General features: G+C 49.0%; 19 protein-coding genes. 13 read left to right on the top strand and 6 right to left on the bottom strand.

From position 1 onward, the window contains the following. On the top strand, positions 1–257 hold a 257-nt coding region (locus G451_RS29815; RefSeq protein WP_034642478.1), incomplete at its 5' end, for a helix-turn-helix domain-containing protein. A 270-nt stretch (positions 258–527) separates the two neighbouring features. Continuing rightward, a complete protein-coding gene (locus tag G451_RS35370; protein ID WP_051261572.1) occupies positions 528–776 on the top strand; it encodes a transposase in 249 nt (82 codons plus the stop codon). Positions 777–880: 104 nt separating this feature from the next. On the opposite strand, the gene G451_RS0115960 is transcribed toward G451_RS35370, so the two are convergent. After that, positions 881–2,197 carry a M23 family metallopeptidase gene (locus G451_RS0115960; protein WP_027185049.1) on the bottom strand — a complete coding sequence of 439 codons (1,317 nt, stop codon included), beginning with the start codon at positions 2,195–2,197 and terminating at the stop codon, positions 881–883. A gap of 462 nt (positions 2,198–2,659) precedes the next feature. Between G451_RS0115960 and hysB the strand changes: the two genes are divergently transcribed. From hysB to hysD, 3 genes are all read left to right on the top strand, one after another. Then, entirely contained in the window at positions 2,660–3,583 is a 924-nt protein-coding gene (gene hysB / locus G451_RS0115955) for a NiFeSe hydrogenase small subunit (protein WP_027185048.1), read from the top strand. 75 nt (positions 3,584–3,658) lie between these two features. Further along, a complete protein-coding gene (gene hysA / locus G451_RS0115950; RefSeq protein ID WP_034642476.1) occupies positions 3,659–5,125 on the top strand; it encodes a NiFeSe hydrogenase large subunit HysA in 1,467 nt (488 codons plus the stop codon). A gap of 312 nt (positions 5,126–5,437) precedes the next feature. Continuing rightward, entirely contained in the window at positions 5,438–5,899 is a 462-nt protein-coding gene (gene hysD / locus G451_RS0115945) for a NiFeSe hydrogenase maturation protease (RefSeq protein WP_027185046.1), read from the top strand. 14 nt (positions 5,900–5,913) lie between these two features. On the opposite strand, the gene G451_RS0115940 is transcribed toward hysD, so the two are convergent. After that, positions 5,914–7,158, bottom strand: coding sequence for an EAL and HDOD domain-containing protein (locus tag G451_RS0115940; RefSeq protein ID WP_027185045.1), 1,245 nt, complete (start codon positions 7,156–7,158; stop codon positions 5,914–5,916). 128 nt (positions 7,159–7,286) lie between these two features. Here G451_RS0115940 and G451_RS0115935 point away from each other — a divergent pair, with 128 nt between their 5' ends. Continuing rightward, the gene (locus tag G451_RS0115935; RefSeq protein ID WP_027185044.1) at positions 7,287–8,960 is read left to right on the top strand and encodes an ATPase, T2SS/T4P/T4SS family; all 1,674 of its coding nucleotides are present in this window, start codon (positions 7,287–7,289) and stop codon (positions 8,958–8,960) included. A gap of 97 nt (positions 8,961–9,057) precedes the next feature. On the opposite strand, the gene G451_RS0115930 is transcribed toward G451_RS0115935, so the two are convergent. Together G451_RS0115930 and ispH are read right to left on the bottom strand one after the other, a co-directional pair. Next, entirely contained in the window at positions 9,058–9,834 is a 777-nt protein-coding gene (locus G451_RS0115930; protein ID WP_027185043.1) for a DsbA family protein, read from the bottom strand. Between the two features lie 71 nt (positions 9,835–9,905). Further along, positions 9,906–10,757 (bottom strand): 4-hydroxy-3-methylbut-2-enyl diphosphate reductase, encoded by an 852-nt coding sequence (gene ispH, locus G451_RS0115925; protein ID WP_027185042.1) that lies wholly within the window; start codon positions 10,755–10,757, stop codon positions 9,906–9,908. 168 nt (positions 10,758–10,925) lie between these two features. Here ispH and G451_RS0115920 point away from each other — a divergent pair, with 168 nt between their 5' ends. The 5 genes from G451_RS0115920 to hpnH all read left to right on the top strand — a co-directional run bounded on the left by G451_RS0115920 (position 10,926) and on the right by hpnH (position 17,549). Further along, positions 10,926–13,634, top strand: coding sequence for an MMPL family transporter (locus tag G451_RS0115920; RefSeq protein ID WP_051261571.1), 2,709 nt, complete (start codon positions 10,926–10,928; stop codon positions 13,632–13,634). Positions 13,635–13,811: 177 nt separating this feature from the next. Continuing rightward, positions 13,812–14,627, top strand: coding sequence for a substrate-binding domain-containing protein (locus tag G451_RS29805; RefSeq protein ID WP_051261570.1), 816 nt, complete (start codon positions 13,812–13,814; stop codon positions 14,625–14,627). Beyond that, positions 14,608–15,378, top strand: a complete 771-nt coding sequence (locus G451_RS32955) for a tetratricopeptide repeat protein (protein WP_051261569.1) — start codon at positions 14,608–14,610, stop codon at positions 15,376–15,378. The genes G451_RS29805 and G451_RS32955 overlap by 20 nt, the downstream gene beginning before the upstream one ends. A gap of 105 nt (positions 15,379–15,483) precedes the next feature. Then, positions 15,484–16,482 (top strand): hopanoid-associated sugar epimerase, encoded by a 999-nt coding sequence (gene hpnA, locus G451_RS0115900; RefSeq protein WP_027185040.1) that lies wholly within the window; start codon positions 15,484–15,486, stop codon positions 16,480–16,482. 56 nt (positions 16,483–16,538) lie between these two features. Then, complete coding sequence (hpnH, locus tag G451_RS0115895; protein ID WP_027185039.1) at positions 16,539–17,549, top strand: adenosyl-hopene transferase HpnH; 1,011 nt, start codon at positions 16,539–16,541, stop codon at positions 17,547–17,549. 29 nt (positions 17,550–17,578) lie between these two features. Here hpnH and G451_RS29795 read toward each other — a convergent pair whose 3' ends face one another. Beyond that, positions 17,579–18,196, bottom strand: a complete 618-nt coding sequence (locus G451_RS29795; RefSeq protein ID WP_034642473.1) for a phosphorylase family protein — start codon at positions 18,194–18,196, stop codon at positions 17,579–17,581. Between the two features lie 489 nt (positions 18,197–18,685). Between G451_RS29795 and G451_RS0115885 the strand changes: the two genes are divergently transcribed. Continuing rightward, positions 18,686–19,141, top strand: coding sequence for a hypothetical protein (locus G451_RS0115885; RefSeq protein WP_027185038.1), 456 nt, complete (start codon positions 18,686–18,688; stop codon positions 19,139–19,141). A 215-nt stretch (positions 19,142–19,356) separates the two neighbouring features. After that, a complete protein-coding gene (locus tag G451_RS0115880) occupies positions 19,357–19,989 on the top strand; it encodes a TetR/AcrR family transcriptional regulator (protein WP_051261574.1) in 633 nt (210 codons plus the stop codon). Positions 19,990–20,128: 139 nt separating this feature from the next. On the opposite strand, the gene G451_RS0115875 is transcribed toward G451_RS0115880, so the two are convergent. Continuing rightward, positions 20,129–21,610, bottom strand: a complete 1,482-nt coding sequence (locus tag G451_RS0115875) for a LysM peptidoglycan-binding domain-containing protein (RefSeq protein WP_027185036.1) — start codon at positions 21,608–21,610, stop codon at positions 20,129–20,131. Positions 21,611–21,613: the final 3 nt, after the last annotated feature.

Below are 21,613 nucleotides of genomic sequence, written 5' to 3'. Positions count from 1 at the left end.
GAAGGCGTCAAAACCTCACACCTGAAGCAGAAAAAGATTTTCTTGAGCCATTTTTCCAAAAAGCAAAGGAAGGAGGAATCCTTGTCGTAGCCGAGATACATCAGGCCCTCGAACAACGACTTGGGCGAAAGATTCCTCTTTCCTCAGCCTACAACCTCTTGCACCGACATGGCTGGCGAAAATTGGCTCCCGATAAACGTCATGTAGCGGCGGATGTCGAGGCGCAAGAGGCTTGGAAAAAAAACTCAAATTCATAGTCCAAGATAACACACAAGGATGGCAAGAAGATCTCCCGCTGAGACTCATGTTCCAAGATGAGGCACGATTTGGCTTGATTTCTGAATCTCGGCGTTGCTGGTGCCCCAAACCGGAAAGACCAATATGTAAAACAATGATTTCTCAACAATATACCTATGCTTATTCAGCTGTAAGTATCTTGGAGGGAAATATAAACAGCCTCGTTCTTCCATATGTCAATACATCATGCATGCAAATCTTCCTGAACGAAGTGAGTTCGCGTTATCCGAATGAACGCATCCTTGATCATTTCATGGAATATCAAACTCATTATACAACCACCATATTCTCCAGAACTCAACCCCGTGGAGCATATATGGGACGAAGTAAAAGAAACATACTTTCACAATAGAGTATTTGATGATCTTGCCAGCTTGGAAAATCATCTTGTCAGCTCACTCTCAAATCTTGAGACTGACCATAAACGAGTCAAATCCATTGTAGCTTGGCAATGGATCATTAAAGCTATTTCGAATTAGAATTGGAATTCTATCCTCTCACTCTTGGTGTGATGAGGCAGGAAATACAAAACGGGAACGATACAGAAAAATCGTTCCCGTTTTGTATTAGTGAAGAGGGGAGATTATTGTTGTGCTTTATTTTTCGGGATTTTGCCGATGACATTGTCTTTGATCCAATGCAAATCGAACCATTCAATGGGTTGGACTTGCAGACCATGGACAAGCACACCGAAGTGAAGGTGATCACCGCCAGCCATACCCGTGACGCCGGTATTCCCGATGATATCACCGCGATTGACATGGTCTCCCTCTTTGACGCGAATTTGGCTCAAGTGGGAATACAAGGTTTGCAGACCAAGGCCATGATCAATAACAACACAATTTCCGTAAATTCCGTATGGGGCGGCCATGACCACAATACCATTGTTGGCTGCTGGAATTTCGGCCTGCTCCAATGACGCAAGATCGAGTCCCATGTGGGTTTGTTTGTCGATCTTTTTCCCCTTGTAATAATAGTCGCGATGGTCTCCGAATTGAGCGCGGGGTGCTGCATTGGGTAAACGGAGAAAATCTCCTTCCCAAAGCATAGTGGGGGCGGTCTTCTTACCAATTGCAAGGAGGCCGCTCACATTCTGGGCACGCATTTCATTGTTCACCTTGATAAAGACATCAAGGAGGTCTGTTTGATTCGGAAAATCCGCCTGAAATTGAGGCATTTTGCTCTGAAGAAAGCCATCGGAAATGTTGATGCGATCCTGCCGGAATTTTTTCGGAATGCCTTGGTGACGAAACGATGTAGATCGGGTGTTGCCAGCGACATCCGTTGCCGTGACAACGGGATTGAAATCTTTGGGATCCATATCCATGGGGAAGGGGAAGAAGCAGTAATACAGTCCGTTACTCTGTAAGAAACCGGGGTAGAATTCATTCCCTAGCCTGATGCCTGATGAATCAACATCCTCACTGACCGTGTACACGATAAAGCCCGTCCCGCCTTGTCGAACATTGTGGGCCAGCGACAGGACAGTGACAGCAGGTGGACGATTGTCCAATGTCATGGGTTTGACAACACGCGCGGTGTTTCCTTCGCCAAAATTAAAGATAGAGCCGTCTGTCGCCGTGACGGTCAGATCGAATTCGCCTTCACGCAAGGCGACATCCCCGATGGAAAATGTTTCGGCAACTTTTTTTACCGGAGGGGTAAACGTGCGTTCGAAAACAGTCGCCGTTGTCTGACCTTGCGTGACTGTCGCGCTGACACTCTTGATGCCGGAAAGCGGATCTTCAGCTTCGATGGTAAACGCTTTCTTCGTTGAAGCCGTCGTAATGTCAGGGCGTAAGTAGACTTGGGGTTTTTCGCGGTCCCCCATGAAATAGTAGACTCCAAGGCCGGCCAGGCCAAGGAAGAGAAGCGTAAATAAAAAGATAATTGTTTTCATATAAACATCATCCTTGCTTGCGGGTCATTACGGCTCTGCCAGATGCTAACCGTACGAACGGGGGGGCTTCCGGCGAGAATGGAAAAGCGCGAAGAACGCGCTTCATGGGACGTTTTCAAAGTCACATTGAGAAAGATACTGTTTCCGCTTTGCCCTGACAAGGGGAGGCCTGAAGGAAACTGTGTTCTCTTTATCCGCTGTAGATCACGTTGTATAGGTTTTATTGATGGGTTAACGCGATAACTATCAATAGAATTGACGGAAAGAGGGTGAAGGCGTAGAAGCTAACTGAAACTCTCACATATTAAGCCCGTTTAATATCAAGGAAAAAGAGCTTCAAGCTGTACCTTCTGCAAGCCACAACGCCGACGATTTGGAAAAATGTGAGAATTCAAAGAGTTGGCTTTATAACGCTGACAACTGTTTGTGCGGTTGCCGGCAAGCGTCTGAAGGAGGCGGGTAATGAAACGTCGTGATTTTGTGAAATTATGCACGGGTACCGTCGCCGGCTTCGGTGTTTCCCAGATGTTCCATCCTGGACTGGTGAAAATGCTGGAAGCGGCAACGGGACCGGGCAAGCCCCCGGTCGTATGGATTCAGGGCCAGGGCTGCACCGGATGTTCCGTGTCGTTGCTCAACAGTTTAAATCCGTCGATTGCTGATGTGGTGCTCAAGGTAATCAGCCTTGAATATCACCCGACCGTCATGGATGCCGAAGGGGGCGTTGCGTTCGGTCATTTGTTTGAAATCGCCGAGAAGTTTGAAGGCAAATTCTATCTTGCCATCGAAGGTGCTATTCCGGTTGGGGAAGACGGTCATTTCTGCATCGTTGGCGACTACAATGAAAAAGAATTTACCATGGTCGAAGCCATTAAAGCCATTGCGCCGAAGGCTGCTGGTGTCATGGCTCTCGGCACGTGTGCTGCCGGTGGCGGTATTCCGGCTGCAGAAGGCAACCTGACGCAATCAATGTCTGCGTCGAAGTTTTTCGAGCAAGAAGGCATTAAAACGCCGTTGATCAATGTGCCTGGCTGCCCCCCTCATCCTGACTGGATGGTTGGCACCTTGGTCCACCTCTTGACCAAAGGCATTCCCGAACTTGATGCTCAGGGGCGTCCGACCATGTTCTTTGGTGAGCTCATTCACGACAACTGTCCTTACCTTAAATACTTCGAAGAAGATGTCCGGCAGACAACCTTCACCGAGATGAAAGATACATCTTGTCGCGCCGACATGGGCTGTAAGGGCCCCTTGGCCAGCGCCGATTGCTACAAACGTCGTTGGAACAATGGTGTCAACTGGTGTGTTGAAAATGCCATTTGCATCGGCTGCGTCGAAACGGATTGGCCCGACGGTTATTCGCCGTTCTATGAGCCCGTTGTTTAAGATTTGTAAATCTCTTTTGGACATACAACGTCTTGGAACAACACTGTCGGTAACGTAGCGATAAGGAGAGTATTCATGGCGACGAATGTAGCCCATCCCATGCCGGAAGCTGACGGCAAGGTGAAAATCACCATCGACCCGTTGACCCGGGTTGAAGGCCATCTCAAAGTCGATGTTGTGGTCAAAGACGGGAAAGTGGTCGATGCCTGGTGTACCGGCCCCATGTACCGCGGTTTTGAAAATATCCTCATCGGTCGCGACCCCCGGGACGCCTCCCAGATCGTACAGCGTATCTGCGGCGTGTGCCCGACCGCTCATGCCACAGCATCGAGCATGGCACTTGATGATGCCTTTGGCATTAAAGGGAAAATCACGACGAACGGACGCATTGCCCGAAACCTCATTTTCGGTGCCAACTACTTGCAGTCTCACATCTTGCATTTTTATCATCTGGCTGCTCTTGACTATGTTAAAGGCCCGGATGTTGCTTTTTTTGTCCCCCGGTACGAAAATCCCGACCTCCGTCTTCCTGAAGATGTGAACAAGGTCGGAGTGGATCAGTACCTCAAAGCCTTGCGCATGCGTGAAATTGCTCACGAATGTGTCGCGTTGTTCGGCGGTAAAATGCCGCACGTTCAAGGGATCGTTGTTGGTGGTACCACCCAGATTCCGACCAAAGACGCGTTGGCCGCTTATCTTGCTCGCTTCAAAGAGGTCGCCGACTTCATTGAAACCGAATACGTCCCTACGGTCTATCTCGTCGGTACGGTCTACAAAGATCTGTTCAGCACGGGTATTGGCTACAAGAACTGCATTTCCTACGGCGTTTTCCCAGAAAACGACGAAATGACCGAGTACCTGCAGACCCCCGGCGTGTACACTGACGGCAAAGATAGCAAGCTTGATCCGGCTCTGATCAAGGAATACGTCAAGTACTCCTGGTACGAGCAAAACACCACCGGCCTGAATCCCACAGAGGGACAGACCGTTCCGCAAGTTCACAAAGAAGGTGCATACAGCTTCGTCAAAGCTCCTCGTTACGCTGAACGTCCCCACGAAGCCGGCCCGTTGGCCAGAATGTGGGTCAGCAACCATGAGTTGAGCCCTGTCGGCCAAAAACAGCTGAAAGACCTGTATAATATCGAAGCCAAGAAGTTCCGTGACCTTGGCGATTTGGCATTCTCCATCATGGGTCGCCATGTTGCCCGCGCCGAAGAATCCTACCTCGTTGCGCAGGCCATGAAGCGTTGGATGAAGGAAGTCAAAGCTGGTGCGGAAACTTATGTGAAAGCTCCGGTGCCCGATTCCGGCGAAGGTTTGGGCATGACGGAAGCTCCTCGTGGTGCTCTTCTGCACTACATCAACATCAAGGGTAAAAAGATCAATAACTACCAGGCCGTTCCCGCGACGATTTGGAACAACTGTCCTCGTGACGACATGGGCCAGCGTGGCCCGGTCGAAGAGGCGCTGATCGGTGTTCCTGTTCCGGATCCGAAAAACCCTGTCAACGTAGGCCGCCTCGTGCGTGCCTTTGACCCGTGACTTGGTTGTGCCGTGCACGTGCTGCACGCTGAGACCGGCGAAACCACCGAAATCGTTATCCAGAAGTAAGCGCAACGCGTTGCGTTCTCAACAAAGGGCCGGAATTCCGGCCCTTTGTTTTTGGGGAAGAGAGATGTTTCCTTGTGGAAAGCCAGCGTCTCCCCCTCTTCCATAAATTGTATTCACGCGATAGGGGGAGAGAGCGCAGAGCAGAGACGTCATGAATTGGCTGTGATTGCTTTGATACGGCGATGACAAACGAGAAGAAAACAAGAAAAAGCATTTACCGTGTGGTTTTTCTTGGGAGAAAACATGAAGAAATTGCTTGTACTTGGAATCGGCAACCTGTTGCTTTCAGATGAAGGGGTAGGTGTCCATGCCGTGAAAGCGCTCATGGAAGAACGTTGGCCAGATGACGTCGATTTGCTTGAAGGAGGGACGTTCACTCAGGATATCTTTTATATCTTCAAGAATTACGAAAAGCTCCTCGTTCTCGATTGTGTGCGTGGGAGTAATGGTCCAGGCACCATCTATCGTTTGAGTGAAGACGATATTATTAAGGATGAGAGTCAGAACTTGTCCGTACATGATATTGATATGCTTGATTCATTGCGTATGGCCGAGTTGATGGGACATAAACCGCAGATGCGTGTCGTCGGTATGGAACCCTTGAAGATTGATTGGGATATGGAAATGACCGACCCTATCAAAAAAGTTTTTCCAGAATTTCTTGAGATCATCCGGCAGGAGATTCGGACTATGCTCGAGGATTGAAGGGCTAAATAGCGCTATGTGGGAAGAGTGAGGTCTTTGATGAAGCCCAAGGCTCGGCAATAGGCCTCGCTCATATTGAGAGGCGGTGAACCGTATTGCTGTGCAAGGCGGTCAAGAGTGTCGAAATCACCGCTTTCGAAACACGTTGCCATGGTGAGCCAATCGCACATGACGCCGCATGATCCGGTCAACGCGTCTTTGATCGTATTGGTTACCGGAAGGCTTGCGACAAGCGTTTCCATGGGAACATCGAGCATTGCCTCAAGCATTGAGAATAATCCTAACAAATGCCACGATTCTGCTTCATGGGCATTGGCCCCCATAGTGAATGCCATTTCCCGAAGAAAGCGTCCTCGAACCAAAGCCATATAGGCAAGTTCCGATGTTTTTCCCGGTGGAGTCAAATCGGTAAGAACAACCAACCATAACCACGCTTTTACAAGATCCCAACCGAGGAGAAGCACGGCTCGTTTTATCGATGAGACGGTTTGTTTCATTCCAAAATGCACGGAATTGACAAAGGTAAACAGCCGATAACTCAGTGAGACGTCGGTTTCTATAACGTGAGACAACGCCTCAAAATCGGGTTCGGGAGACGAGAGTACGCGGGTCAGACTCAATCTGGCCACTTGTCCGGCAGTGAGCTTTCGGCCGGGGACAATCGTCGGTTCTTCAAAAAAGAATCCGTGAAAGTACGTAAAGCCAAGATCATTAATGGCGTCGAAATGACGCTGTGTCTCTACACGCTTGGCTCCGAAGACGCTGTATTTGGCCGTGTCCATGATGGACATGATTTGGCGCGGTGTTTTGGATAAAACATCGATGAACACCACGTCGACGAAATCGAGAAGAGAGGCCGCATGTTCTTGCCCGGAATAGGCATCGAGAGCCACGCCATATCCTTTTCTTTTCAAGGCGCGGATGCTAGCGATATATGCCTCGTTAAATTTGATATATTCTCCAATAGTTATTATCGTATTTTCTGCAGGTAATGTGAGCGGCAAGTCATGCATGATCGTATTTTGTGTAAAGTGAATGCATATTTTTTTGCCAGGGGCTCCTCGACGTTGCGGGCTGGAGAGAGCGTTTTCGATAACACTGAGCGTGGCGAGATCATCATCCGAATAGTCGGCCTGGATGGATTCCCGTCGGTGGCGATATAACAATTGATAGCCCCAAACGGATTGATCCCGAGTGAAGATGGGTTGTCTAGCGAAAAATGTGTTAATATAATGTATAGTGTCGGGGGCTGTTGGCATGCCGTTCTCCACAGTATGATGCGGCTGATTAATCTGGCTTTTAAAAAAGGATGCGGTTACAGCGCGTCCAACGAGACATTGATTCCGGTAAAGGCGAATCCGAAGAACGATAAACCGGAGGAGCAGTCATGTCCATGTTTCAGAAAAAGCTTGAATCGGCTGCAGGCCATCCTCAAGGCAACGACCTGACCGCGGACCGTGTGTATCGTCGTTCTCAGGATATGGTGTCAAAATATATGAAGCGCCAGAGACCAGTTCTCGATGACGAAACCATGGCCTTCATTTGCCGGCAATTGCGCATTGGCGTGTATGATCCGGATATGTATCCATTGGCACCGACCATGTCGACCTTGTTGACTGAAACCATGGCGCGGGAACAACGAGCCGTTGTGCTGAAGAAAGACCGAGAAAAGGTCTATGTCGCCATGGCTGACCCCATGAATACCCAGGCATTGGATATCATTGAGACAACCACCGGTCTCAATGTGGAGCCTGTCTATTGTCCCAATGCCTCCCTTACCCAGCTTCTCGACGCGGTATATCCGCAGAAAACAAAAGACAAAGACGAACCAGGAACTGCACTTGACAGTGAAGAGGAGACTCCTCACCGTTCCGAAACTCCCAAGATGGATGTTACCCCATCGTGGCGTCGAGTGAAGGAATCGGGAGAGGCGCTTCATGGTTTCGGGATGGTTGGATATTATCAACGATCCACAACCCATCCGATTGGGAAGGATCTCACCAAGATGATTCGACGCGGCATGGAATCTCATGCCCGAAGTATAGAAATTATATCTTCCGATCCTCCGGTCGCTCGTTTTTGCTTGTCGGATACGAGTGTGACCGAATTGCCCGTACAGCAGGCTTCGCGTCTTGTTGCCGTTGTCCAGGCTGAAATTGGTCTGGATGTTGCGTGGGGTAATCCTTCTCATGAGCATACTGTGCTCATGGAAACTGATGGAGAGCATATCCCTATCCTTCTTGCCGGAGCAATCACCCCGCAGGGGGGGCTTCGTCGGCTTGTTTTGCCTGTTGAGCGAAGCGGAGTTGTCGATCCGGAAGAACTCGGTTTTGATGCGGAAGAAAGTATCGCATTAACAGGCTGGTCCGTCTCTCCGGAAGGTTGCGTTCTTCTTGTTTCTCCGGCGATCTGGTGGCAGCGCGAAGTCCAATTCATGCTTGCTGCAAAAGCGGCTATGTCGGGTCGGAATGTCGGATGTCATGCTGGTCGCCGATGGATGGAGTTTGCCACCTCCGAACCTCGATTTGATGACCTCTTCTCGGGGCGCTATGACGTTGTGTTTTCTGAAAGCGTTAAACATGCTGCTCGAATTGACGCACTCACTGCAGCAAGTCTGTCTGGCACAAGTTCAATTATACATGTCACGGGACTCAATGCCGCTCATGGGTTGCGTCGTCTCGTGCACGCCGGTGCCGATGTGGAGTTTCTCGAACAGGCGATTCGCCTCATTGTGGTTGGACGAGATTTTCGACGCAATTGTCCACATTGTTTACGCCGCGCTCCCATAGACGAAGAGACAGTCAAGCGCCTCCCTGAAGCGCTTCATGATATCGACGGCATGAGTGAAAGCCCTGGTTGTGACCGCTGTCAGGGCACGGGAAGCCTTGGACGCATTGCTGTTGCCGAAGTCATTCAACCAACACTGTTCGGCCAAGATATACACGCGATGCTCAACGCAGAACTTCCGCCACCACCTCTTTCTACGCCTCTTGAGACGAAAGCGCGAGAGCTTGTGAAGAATGGGCGAATTCGTGTGAGGGAGTATGATGGGGTGGGGTGAAGTGTGTGAGTAGAATTTAAGGAGATTGAGCAATACAAAAGCGCGGGCGTCAGAGGGAATCTGATGCCCGCGCTTCAATACACTCTGAAAGGCTCTGCTACTTCTTCGCCTTTGCTATCTCTTCAACGATGTAATCGAAACGCTGCGGTGGGGCGGCGCCGCGGATGGAGACGCCGTCGACGAGGTAGGTCGGGGTACCGTCGAAACCGAACTGGCGTGCTTCATTGGTGTCTTGGGTAAGTTGTTTGTCAATGGCCGGATCTTCCAGGTCTTTTTGGAGTTGATCCATATTGGCACCGGCTTCTTTGGCAATTTGTTTTAATGCTTCATCGCCTTGTTGTGCGATTTGGGCTTGTTTTGCGAATGCAAGGTCATGGAACTTCCAGGCCATGGCCTGGTCTTGACGAGCAATCGCTTCAAAGTAGCGAGCCGCTTCTTTGGCTTCATCGCTCAACACGAAATGCTTGAAGAATACACGGTATTTGTCTGGGGACTGCGCCAGTAATGCTTTGATGGATTGGGCGCCTTTGGCACAATATCCACACAGAAAACTGGAATATTCCACAATCGTGACGGGAGCGTCTTTTTTCCCAAGGAAGGGACGAGAATCATCGATTTTCGGTTTGAGCGGATTCTTGATTTCCTTCGCCATAAGCGCTTTGACTTCGTTTTCGCGCTTTGCGTTGACGCCTTGTTCGACGATTTCAAAGACCTTCACGTTGTTTTCACGCAGGACATCAAGAATAATTTGCGGATTTTCTTTGAGGATAGTGGCGATTTGATCCTTGAGGTCGTTATCGGCTGCGCATGCACCAAGAGGAAAAGCAAGCGCAACGATGACGAGCAAGGTCAGGCACCAGAGACGAATTTTCATAAGATGCATTCCTTGGGTTGGCGTTGGTTCCTGGTCGTGTTTGCACGACACGAGGAAGCGTGCGACATAAATTAAAGGCCGATGAGGCATTGGTAGATGTCCTCGAACACGGACTTGGGAGTGGAAGCTCCTGAAGTCATACCAATTTTGGTAACCTTGGCGAGTTTGTCAAGAGGGAGGTCTTTGCGTGTTTCCACATGGACACATGGTGTACCCTGTGCTTGAACCACTTTTGCCAAGCGTCGAGTATTGCCGCTGTTGAATCCGCCGACAACAACCATGAAATCCACTTCGTGCGCTAATGCCACGGCTTCTTCCTGACGACGCTTGGTCGCATCGCAGATCGTATGGAGCACGATGACGTCGATGTCTTCGCGTTGGTTGAGCTTCTGCGCCATGGTTTCAAAACGTTCACGATCTTGCGTGGTTTGCGCTGCCAGGCAATAGCGATCATCGCGAGAAAACGCAAAAGAATCGAGTTCTTCTTCACTCCCGAAGACAAACGCTCCGGCGTGAGCATAGCTCAAAAGTCCTTTGACTTCAGGATGTGTTTCTTCTCCAAAAAGGAGTAGGATGCGTCCGTCGTCAGCTTGACGCCCAATAAGGAGTTGCGCCTTTTTTACTTTGGGACATGTTGCATCGACAACATTGAGATTTTGAGCTCGGAGCCGTGCTTCCACCTGCTTGGGAATCCCATGTGCACGGATAACGGTTGAGGCGCCTTCCGGAATGGTTTCGTGGGAATCCGCTACGAACACTCCGCGTTTCGCGTAATCCTCCAGGACGAGGGGATTGTGGATGATGGGACCCAACGTGTAGATGGAATTTTGCGACTGATTGTTTTCGACAAGAGAATCCAGCTTGTTTAAGGCGAGGTCCACGCCCATGCAAAAGCCAGCGTATTTGGCGCGAATGACTTCCATGCATTCTCCGCTTGTTTTTTCCGGTTAATGACGCGGCACACCGTACGCTTGCTTGGGGTGTGATGCAATGTTTTCGAGAAGGATGATGCAACCTTCTCGTGGTGTTTGACGGCCAACATCCCTCGTCGTATGAAGCGCCAAATCTTTGTTTAATGAGATGTGAAAGTCATGAAAAAGCCTGAAATTCTTGGTCCTGCCTTGTTCTCTCGATTATTTGAGCTTGTTTGGCGACCGATTGCTGACCGGCCGTGGTGGGTAATTGGTGTTGGTCTTTTTCTGGCTTTGCTTGCCATCGGGGCGGCTGCGGGCTTCTTGCGTTTGGATAGCAACCAGGATCATCTTGTTTCCCCTGAGATTCCATACCAGCGCCGCTATCTCAATGCTTTGGAAAATTTTGGAGATCAAGAATACCTGTTTGTCGTCATTCAGACCGGGAAAAATCCGAAAGGGATGGAACAGGCAAAACAATTTGCAGACCATCTTGCCGGTCTTCTCTCTCGCCGGCCGGATATCATCAGTGAAGTACGGTATCGAGTTGGTGAACAAGATTTCAAAAATAAAGCCTTGTATTTTGCTCCTCTCAAAACGGTAGAGTCGTTATCTGATGGTATTGATACGATGGCTCCATTCGCTCGTGTCTATGGCCGGGACCCCTCGCTCGCGCATTTTTTCGATGAGGCAGCACAATTGTTTCTGTCTCCCCCCAAGAATGCGGCGAAAGTTCGGCTTGAAGACATAACGCAAGCGACACAACCTCTTGGTCGCCTTCTTGATGCGATGCAACACGCCCTGTCACAAGGGAAGGTATCTCCCTCCACATTTTCATTCATGCCCCAAAGTGGGACATTTCATTATTTTTTTACGCACGATAACGCCTTGCTCGTCATGAAAGTTTTGCCGGTAAAAAATTTTGAAACGATGGATGTTGTCGGCGACGCATTGTCCTTCACTCGCACGGCTATTGATGCAACTCGTGTCACCTTTCCGGATGTTCATGTCGGGTTAACCGGTCGACCGGCACTCCATGCCGACGAGATGCATACAACAGACAAAGATATGACCCGCGCCTCCATCCTCGCCATCGTGTGCGTGGGAATCTTGTTTGTTTTGGTTCTCCACGGCTGGCTCCGGCCTGTACTTATTGTCGGAAGTCTTGTTGTCGGCATGGCTTGGACATTTGGGTTTGTCACGTTGAGCCTTGGTTCTTTGAATTTACTCTCGATTGTATTTGCTCTTGTGCTTGTGGGGATTGGTTCAGATTTCGGTGTCCACTTGGCTATTCGGCATATGGAAGAAACAGCTCGAGGTATTGAACCCAAAACCGCGATGAAGACGGCGTTGTTCGATACCGGACCGAGCATTGTCATGGGAGCGGTCACGTCGGTATGTGCGTTCTATACAGTTGTCGGATCAGATTTTACAGGTCTCGCCGAGCTTGGGCTTGTTGGAGGAACCGGTATTCTGCTTTGTCTTGTTGCAATGTTGACAGTTCTTCCGGCCCTGATGCTGGTCTGCACCTCAAAGAATCCTCCTGTGGGGGCAATGCTTCATCGCTTACCGTCCATGCGATTTATGCGACCGATATTCAAATATCATCGTGGATTGCTGCTTGTCATTGCCTTGGTGAGTTTTGCCGGTTTGCCTTTTCTGTATGACGTCCATTTCAGTTACAATTTGCTTGAGCTTCAGGCTGATGGATTGGAATCCGTACGTTTCGAAAAAAAACTTGTGAATTCGGCTGATGAATCGACCTGGTTTGCCATGTCTGCAGCAAACGATATTGACGGGGTCCAACGATTGGAGGCCGCGTTTCGTAATACACCCGGGGTGGCAAAAGTCGAAAGTGTTTTGGAGTATTTGCCAAAGCAGCAAGAAGAAAAAGAACGTTTGCTTCATAGAGCAGCACAAGCGCTTGCTGGCGTCACGGTGGCACCAGCCGTTGTCGGTGTAGACCCGGTTCAACTTGATGAGGCATTGATGTTCTTTCAGGGAGCATTGGAATCGCTCTCTGATAAACTTTTTGCCATGGCGGCTTCTGCTCCGTTAACCGCCGTGGCCGAGTTGATAGAGAAAGTTGAGGCGGTTCGGGATATACTCATCACCGATTCGGCCTCGGCATCTCGGCTTCAGGGACTCCAGACAACGCTTCGCAATGAATTTGCGGACACGCTGACGCATTTATTGCCAATGTTATCAACATCTCCAGCCGAGATCGATGATTTACCGGCTTCCATACGCGATTTGACCATTGGGAAGGATGGGCGATATTTGGTTAAAATCATGCCCAAAGACAATATTTGGCAGTTCGACAAGCTGACCACGTTTGTTGCGGCATTGCGAACAGTTGACCCTGATGTCACCGGCGTCCCCGTGGGAGTATATGAATCGTCGCAACTTATGCATCGTACATTTATGATAGCAGCGTTGACAACTCTTGTCCTTGTGGCGGGCATTTTGTGGGTGTATGAGCGCAATATTGTGGCTGTTGCCCTGAACTTGCTCCCGTTGGGTGTTGGACTTTTGTGGTTGTTGGAATTGATGGGTATAATCGGTATTCCATTTACCTTGGCGAACTTTTTTGCTGTTCCTGTTCTCATTGCCATTGGGGTTGATGGTGGAGTGCATTTTCTTGCTCGACACTCCAAACTTGGGCATGGACAATCACTTTTTGATACAGGAACACCAACGGCTGTTACGTTAAGTTTTGCGACAACAATGATTGGATTTGGAGGATTGCTTTTTGCGCATCATCGAGGTCTGGCCGGACTTGGTGCCATTATGGTGCTTGGATCCTTCACTTGTATGGCGGCGTGTCTTCTTGTGATGCCTGCTGTCTTTAAGGAAATTGATGCTCGAAAACGGCCGTATATGAAATGAAAATATATGGTACGATCAATGGTATAGCAGAGAAAGATACGACATATACAGAGGGCTTGAAGATGGAGAAAGAATGCTTGTGGAGCACAAGCATTTGACGCACCATGTGAAAGAAGGCGGAGTTTTATGGTGCCGGCAACAATGTCGCCTGCGGGTGCATGCAAACAGGGAGTAAAAATGGCGTTTTCATCACGAGTGATGGCATGGTTGGTCGCGGTTGTGTTCTTCACGTCAACGGCCTCGATTGCTTTGGCCAAACCGACTGATTTTGTCATGATCATGCCGGGGCAACCCGGAAGCACGGAAGAAGCAGCACCCGTCATGCAGGCGTTTGCCGAGTATTTAACGGCAAAGAATGATGGGAATTTTACCTATGCCGGAACCTATTTCAATGATCTTGTTCTGGCCAAAAGCCATTTGTCCAAAGTGAACCCGGGGTTTGGTATCGTTACGCTGGGTTACTACATGGAAAATGCTCGGAAACTGAATCTTGAGCCGTTGGCTGCGACGTTACCGCATGGCTATACATATGATGCGTGGTGGGTGCTGACCAAATCCAAGGCGATTGATAAGGATGCCGATTTTAAGGGGACTATGTTGTATACACCAAAAGCCGCTGCATGCTTGTTGCCTTTTCCCGTCCCTGTTCATTTTCATGGATCGGGTCGTCCTATGAAAGCGGCTCGTGACGTGTCTGCCGGTACATTGGACGGTATCGTTGCCACGAAAGTCCAGTACGAAGCCGGAAAGGCCTTGCCTGCGGTCAAGGATCTTATGCCGTATCTTATCACACCGCATCTCCCCAATTCGCCTGTTGTTACCTTTGGTGCCGTGTCTCCTGCGGCGGAATCGGCGGCTCGTGTCATGATGGCAATGCAGAAGGACCCGGAAGCACAAGATTTACTGAAATTGCTTCAAACCGCTGGTTTCGCACCTGCTGATCCGGCATTACCCGCATTTCGGTTGAATCCCGATGGCAGCTGTCCTCAATAAGTTCAGCGGGGGCACCGCGTTTGTTCTTGTTATGGCGGTCGTCGCATTGGTCGGGTGTGCTGGTCGAAAGGCACCGCCTCCGCCCACCATATCCACGGGAGAATTTGTGGATACGGCGCTTGGTCAAGAATCGATTTCCATGTGGCCAGGGTGTACAACGCAAGAGGTGCGACAATATCGGGATCAGGCGGAAGGCAATCCTGTCGATGCATTGAAAGGTGCAATGTGTCTGGGAGTCTGGGCACGTCACGGAGAGGATTTTGACAAAGCAGGGCAGGATGCCGCCTTAGGATTACGTTTGGCCCGTCGTGCTTTAGAGGTCAAGCCAGATAGTCCTTTGGCGCAGTATGTGACTGCCGCGCTGACCGGCTTATGGGCTGAACGATTTCCGCAACAAGGCCTCAAAGCTGTTCCAGAGATTGAACGTCTTGCCAAAGAAGCGGCACAGGCTTTCCCAGAACTTGATCATGGGGGACCTGATCGTCTTCTGGGAGAACTCTATCTCCGCGCACCGGCGTTTCCCGTGAGCATCGGTGATAGCGCATTGGCTGTTGAGCACTATGAAGCTGCTGTTGCTTTGGCTCCTCAATTTGCCCCAAATCGTCTGGGATTGGCACGGGCATTTCTTGAGGATGAACAGACAGACAAAGCCTGTATTGAGTATCATCGATTTCTGAAACTTGTTGACGATGGAAAACCCGACTATGGAGAAACGCCTCCTCAATCTTTGCGGCGAGCATGCCGTGAGTAGGGTGGCTCCAATAATTTCACAAGAGGGAGGGACAAAAGTCTCTCCCTCCTTCATTCTCACTGACATTTCTTATCAACTGAATTTTTTCATATCCACGGGGAAACTATGCGTGTTCTTGTAACAGGTGCGACCGGATTTGTTGGTTCCGCTGTGGCCAAACAAGCCGTGAAAAACGGGTATTCTGTTCGGTGTCTTGTACGTTCCTCCAGCCCACTTGATAACCTCAAAGACCTTGATGTGGAGACAGTACACGGAGATCTGACCGACGCTGACGCTGTCGCTCGTGCGATGGATGGAATAGAAGTCGTTTTTCATGTGGCTGCCGATTACCGTCTGTTTGTTCGTGATCCAAACCAGATGTATGCCGCCAATGTGGGCGGGGCGCGTCATGTGGTATTGGCAGCATTAAAAGCGGGAGTTGAGCGCGTGGTGTATACGAGTAGCGTCTGTACACTTCGACTTGATCCCGCGGGCAATCCCGTTGATGAAACCTCTAAGGCAACGCTTGCTGATATGATCGGCCATTATAAGCGATCCAAATTTCTGGCTGAACGGGAAGTCGATCGGCTGGTTCGTGAGCACTGTGCACCTGTCGTAACGGTAAGTCCCTCAACACCGATCGGGCCGAGAGATATCAAACCGACGCCGACCGGCGCGATTATCGTTGATACTTTACAAGGAAAAATGCCCGCTTACGTGGATACGGGCCTCAATGTCGTCCATGTTGACGATGTTGCTAAAGGACATTTATTAGCGCTCGAACGAGGTCGTGTCGGAGAACGCTATATTCTGGGTGGTGACGACATGATGTTATGTGAAATTTTATCGGAGATTTGCCGCCTGGGAGACTTACGCCCCCCTACGTGGCGTCTATCGCCCAATATGCTTATGCCTTTGGCCTACGTGTGTGAAACTGTGGCCCGTCTTCGTCGTCAAAATGAATGTCGGATTAATCGAGATGGGCTCCGTATGGCTAAGAAAAAAATGTTTTTTTCGAGTCGAAAAGCGCAAGACGAATTAGGGTATACACCTGGCCCGGCACATAAAGCCTTGGTTGATGCGGCGCAGTGGTTTCAGAAAAACGGGTATTGCCCCCTAAGCTGAAAACTGGCACTCTCTCTGCCTCCTCTTCCACCACCAAAAGAGATAAGGATGTCCTTGTGAGCATTCCAGCCATTCAGCAAGCCCGAATCGGGGGCTATATCCTCAAGAACATTGCCACTAGAACAAAACGGTTTCCACTGGTGCTTATGTTGGAGCCGCTTTTTGCGTGTAATCTGCAATGCAAAGGCTGTGGCAAGATTGCACATTCGCCAGAGGTGATGAAGAAACGACTAAGTTTAGAAGAATGTCTCGGATCGGCTGAGGAGTGCGGCGCTCCGGTGGTGTCTATTCCAGGGGGGGAACCTTTGCTTCACCCCGAGATGGATAAAATTGTTGCCGGGCTCGTGAAACAGAAGCGTTTTGTATATTTATGCACCAATGCACTGCTGTTGGAAAAACGGCTTCATGAATTTGAACCGTCTCCCTACCTGACGTTCAACGTGCATTTGGATGGACTTCGGGATCGTCATGACAGCTTGGTTCGACGCGAAGGGGTCTTCGATACGGCCGTTTCCGCTATCAAGCGGTTGGTTGCTAGAGGATATCGGGTAACGACCAATACGACGGTCTTTGCCGGAGATTCCGCCGAACGTCTGGCAACGTTTTTTGATACGGTCAGCGCGCTTGGCGTCGAGGGAATGACTGTATCTCCTGGATATAACTATGCCTCGGCTGACGATCAAGATGCATTTTTGGAACGCCAATCCACTACGGAGCTCTTTCGACGTATTTTGGAAATGAGCCATGGACGTGGCTGGCGGTTTAATCATTCAAGCCTCTATCTCGATTTCCTCGCAGGGAACCAAAACTACAGATGTACCCCGTGGGGTAACCCAACTCGAAACATTTTTGGTTGGCAACGCCCGTGCTATCTCCTTGATGATGGCTATGCCGAGAGTTTTCATACCCTTATGGAAGAAACGGACTGGGATGCTTATGGCCGCGGACATGATCGTCGCTGTGAGCAGTGTATGGTCCACTGTGGTTTTGAACCTACTGCTGTTCTCGATACAGTCGGTCACCCTCTCAAAGCTGCTCAGATCGCGTTACGCCGTCGATTGCGTTAAATCCACGCATTTCTCATATCGTATTCCCGTTATAAAAGGACTTTCCAGACCCGCCTCAACCCGTCAAGGGCTAAGGCGTAATCTTTTTGCATTCTCGGGAGTTTCCCAATAAGCCCGGGAGAATTGCATAATGCCGTAAAAACGCGCCAAGGACTGACGGTTCCTTGTTGTGTCAAACACGAGTTCATAGGCTCGGGTACGGTTCGATTGGCCGGGTCGCAGACCACACGGATGGATACAAAAGGACGGTTAGCTTCCTTGGCGGCTCGTGCCACACCTGCGGATTCCATGTCTACGGCAAGAGCGTGTGTCTTTCGGTACGCTGCTTCTTTGGCACTCGGGGTGCACAATGCGCTTTCACACGACAGAATATCCCCTAAAAAAAGGCGCGACGGATCCAGATCGCTTTTTTTTTGTGTGAGTTTTCTGAGAACTTCAGGGTTTGCCTGATAGTATTCTTTGGAATGCTGAGGTATAATAGATGACGATATAACAATATCACCTGGCAAAAGATGTGGGCTCAGTCCTCCTGCAACGCCAAAAACAACAATATGTGGAGCACCTTGAGAAAAAATACTTTTTGCACAGGCATAGGCATGACTCTGCCCGATACCGGCCCGTCGCACAGATACATGGCCTGTATGCATGTTCGACTCCCAATGATCCTCGTTGTTTTTATACCACTGTCTTAGATGGGGAACTGTGGCTGCCTCTGAGGCCATGGCGGTCAACATATAAAAATGAGGAGAAAGCGAAGCGTTTGTCATGGTTGTGTAGTCTCTGTACCGGTGGAATACCATGTTCTGTTGTTCTCGGAGCATACAATGTGAGGAGATCGTTTTGAGGGACAGATATCATTGCATGGAGCTGTGATTGCGCAGCCATCCCCTGTACGTTCACAGAATCATGACGGAAAAGAAGCTATAGTTCAAGGAGATTGCGTATAAAACACAAAATAATATCTCTCTGTATTTTTCCGGACAGTGAAAAGAGTGCTTGTACTATCAGACCCCAAAAATCAAAAGAGATTTTGGCTATGCGATGACACTTTTTGTTTGTTTAAAAAATATTTATCGATGAAAGTATACGAGTGCCTGAATGTATTGAGGCATAAGCAGTATATCGCGGAGGATGAAGTGAACGAAAGATGTACATTGTTTTCCAAGGCCATTTCAGGACGGAGCGTAAAGTATATTCCATATAATACTGTACTGGACTGTCATAATACTGATTTGGAAACATCAGTTATGCAAGGACGTTGTGATATTGTCGAGATGTTGAGTGACCATGAGACGGATGCACAAGATTTTGGGAAGCGGTATGTGTCTGTTTCGGATGTTATTGGTGACACAATGCATGTTTTATGTGCTGCATTTCAGCATGCTCCAAATCGTGACATTGGACGAGCAATAGCTCTTCTCGAAGCTGTATTATATTCCGTTGAAAAGCTTGAAGAACTTGAACATTTTACACAACGATCCTCTTTCTTGGAGGTTATGAAGAACCAAATCGAAAGCTTATCATTGTCTCCTGAGGAGAAGCATGCATGGATCCAGCGGCTTGATGAGATGCACGTTGAGTTGGATCGCTGACAGAACATTATAACGTTTCCCCCAGCGTCGTGTTCTCAATGATCTCGTTTGCACTTACGGGATGCCGTTTTTTCGTGTGTTTTTCATCTTTGTTTATATTTGAAAGTACGGTTGGTTGACTTTCAGTTTGAAGAAAAACATGGTATTGATTGATTAATCAAATCATGGTCTTTCTGCATTGGGGAATGTTGAAAGAGCGTTTGGGGGGTGTTTTCATGACGAGTTTTCGTCTTCGTGAGAGGGGGGCGCGAGCTAACGGAGCGGAAAAGAAACGAATCATCTTGGATGCTGCTCAGGAACTCTTCGGAACATACGGCTATTCCGGCACAACAATGAAAATGGTGTCTGAGAAAGCCGGTGTCGCTTTTGGATTAGTTTCTCACTATTTTGGTAATAAAGAAGAATTATTCATGACGGCCGGTTTTAGCATGGTGGATGCGGTCTTACTCCGTGTTCGTGTTGAAATGAGCAGAGCCCGGTCCGGAATTGAAGCAATCGAAATTTTTACCGAGACGTATCTGAGCTATACAACTGAGCATCGAAGGCGATTTTCCATATTGATTCGATGTTCTCCCTTTAGTGATGTCGAGCACAATGTTGATCGGGGACGAATAGCGGAAAAATTTTTAGAAATCATCCGTGAAATAGAAAATTGTCTGAAGCGAGGCATTGCCGATGGCAGCATTCGCAACGTACCTATCCGGGAAACCGCTTTCATGATCTATGGCAGTATCGTGGGAGCGGTTCGGACATCAATTCTCACCCCATACGAACTTCCGCATCTTTATAATACAGCTCAACAATTTATCGTGTCCAGTCTGATACCGAAGAGCACTGAAAGAGATTGAACGATGTCGTGTCTTATAAATTCCTTTATCTGACAAAATATCCCTTTTGAGACGTTTTGTGTTTGCTTTGTGAAAATTAAAAAACGAGGGAGTCATGTGCCTCCCTCGTTGTATATTGGTATGCAGTCAATCGAGAATATTATGGCGTTTTGCATAAGCCTTGTTCTTGAGACGTCTTCAACAGTTGACAGTCTCCTTGCTTGCAGGCTTTCTCATAGTCTTGGCACATAGGACCGTACTGTTTCAGATGATAGTAAGCGTAGCCACGCCCTTTATAGAAATCGGCTTCCTGATTGTTCAATTTGATGGCCTTGTCGTAGTCGCCAATAGCTTGTTTGTAATTCCCTGTCCTGGTATAACTCAGACCACGCATGGAATAGGCTAATGCAAATGTATCATCGAGTTGAATTGCATCGGTATAGTCGACAATGGCCTTTTTGTAGTTGCGCCGATAGTAGTGAGCATGTCCACGACTGGCAAAGTACGTTGGGTTCTTCGGGTCGAGCGTAATGGCTTTGTCGAATTGTTTGATCGCCTCGTCGTATTTCTTTTTCAAGCCGAGGTCGTTGCCTTTGGCATAATAGTCCACAGCCGTCATATTGGCTTTTGATACTTTTGAGGCTGCTTGCTTCGGCTTCTCCGGCGCCGCTTTTGGGGGGGCAGGTGTGTTTTTCTCTACTGACGGAGTTTTCTCCTTTGCGACGGAGACGTTATTCTCCTTCTCGGCTGGAGCCTCGGTCGGTGCAGTCGTCGTTGGGGCTTGTTGTTGTTTTTCTGCAGCCGCAGGACGTGATGTTGATGTTGCCTGTTTGGAAAGATTTGCCCGGTCAGCTTTTCCAGGAATTTTCAAGTGTTGTCCCGCCATGATTTCATTTCCGGAAATCCTGTTGGCTTGACGAACTTTTGTGATGCTCACATTGAATTTTCGAGAGATTGAAGACAGCGTATCTCCTCGTTGAACTGTGTAGGACACGGTTTCAACAGGGGGGGCACTGGGAGTAGATGTTTTGCCAGCTTTACCAGGAATGGTCAGTTTTTGACCCATTTTTAAGTTCTTGGACTTGATGTTCCCGTTCGCCTTGCTTATGTCACTGACCTTTACACCGAATTTTTTTCCGATCGAGGTCAATGTATCCCCAGAGCGCACCGTGTACGTCGATCTGCTACTCGACTTTTTGCTTTGAGAGGACGAGTTTTTGGTCGGAATGGTCAGTTTTTGACCCACTTTTAAGTTCTTGGACTTGATGTTCCCGTTCGCCTTGCTTATGTCACTGACCTTTACACCGAATTTTTTTCCGATCGAGGTCAATGTATCCCCAGAGCGCACCGTGTACGTCGACCCGCTCCTCGACTTTTGGCTTTGAGAGGACGAATTTTGGGTCGGAATGGTCAGTTTTTGACCTATCTTAATCTTTGATGCTTTAATGGAAGAGTTTGCCTTTTTGAGGTCACTGACCGAAACATGAAACTTTTTGGCAATCTCAATGAGTGTATCTCCCTTTTTCACCGTGTATTTTTGAGCTGCGTAAGCTGGTGATACAGCGATGGAATGGGCTATCGGCGAAAAACTGGCGACGACGAAGAAAAGGCTAAAAACAACTGAAGCAACAAGTTTGCGCATAGC

Origin of the sequence: Desulfovibrio inopinatus DSM 10711, from assembly GCF_000429305.1 — a bacterium.
In the GTDB taxonomy this organism is placed as follows: Bacteria; Desulfobacterota; Desulfovibrionia; order Desulfovibrionales; family Desulfovibrionaceae; genus Alteridesulfovibrio; species Alteridesulfovibrio inopinatus.
The sequence above is the reverse complement of the archived record's forward strand: the minus strand, read 5'-3'. Positions and strand labels throughout refer to the sequence as shown.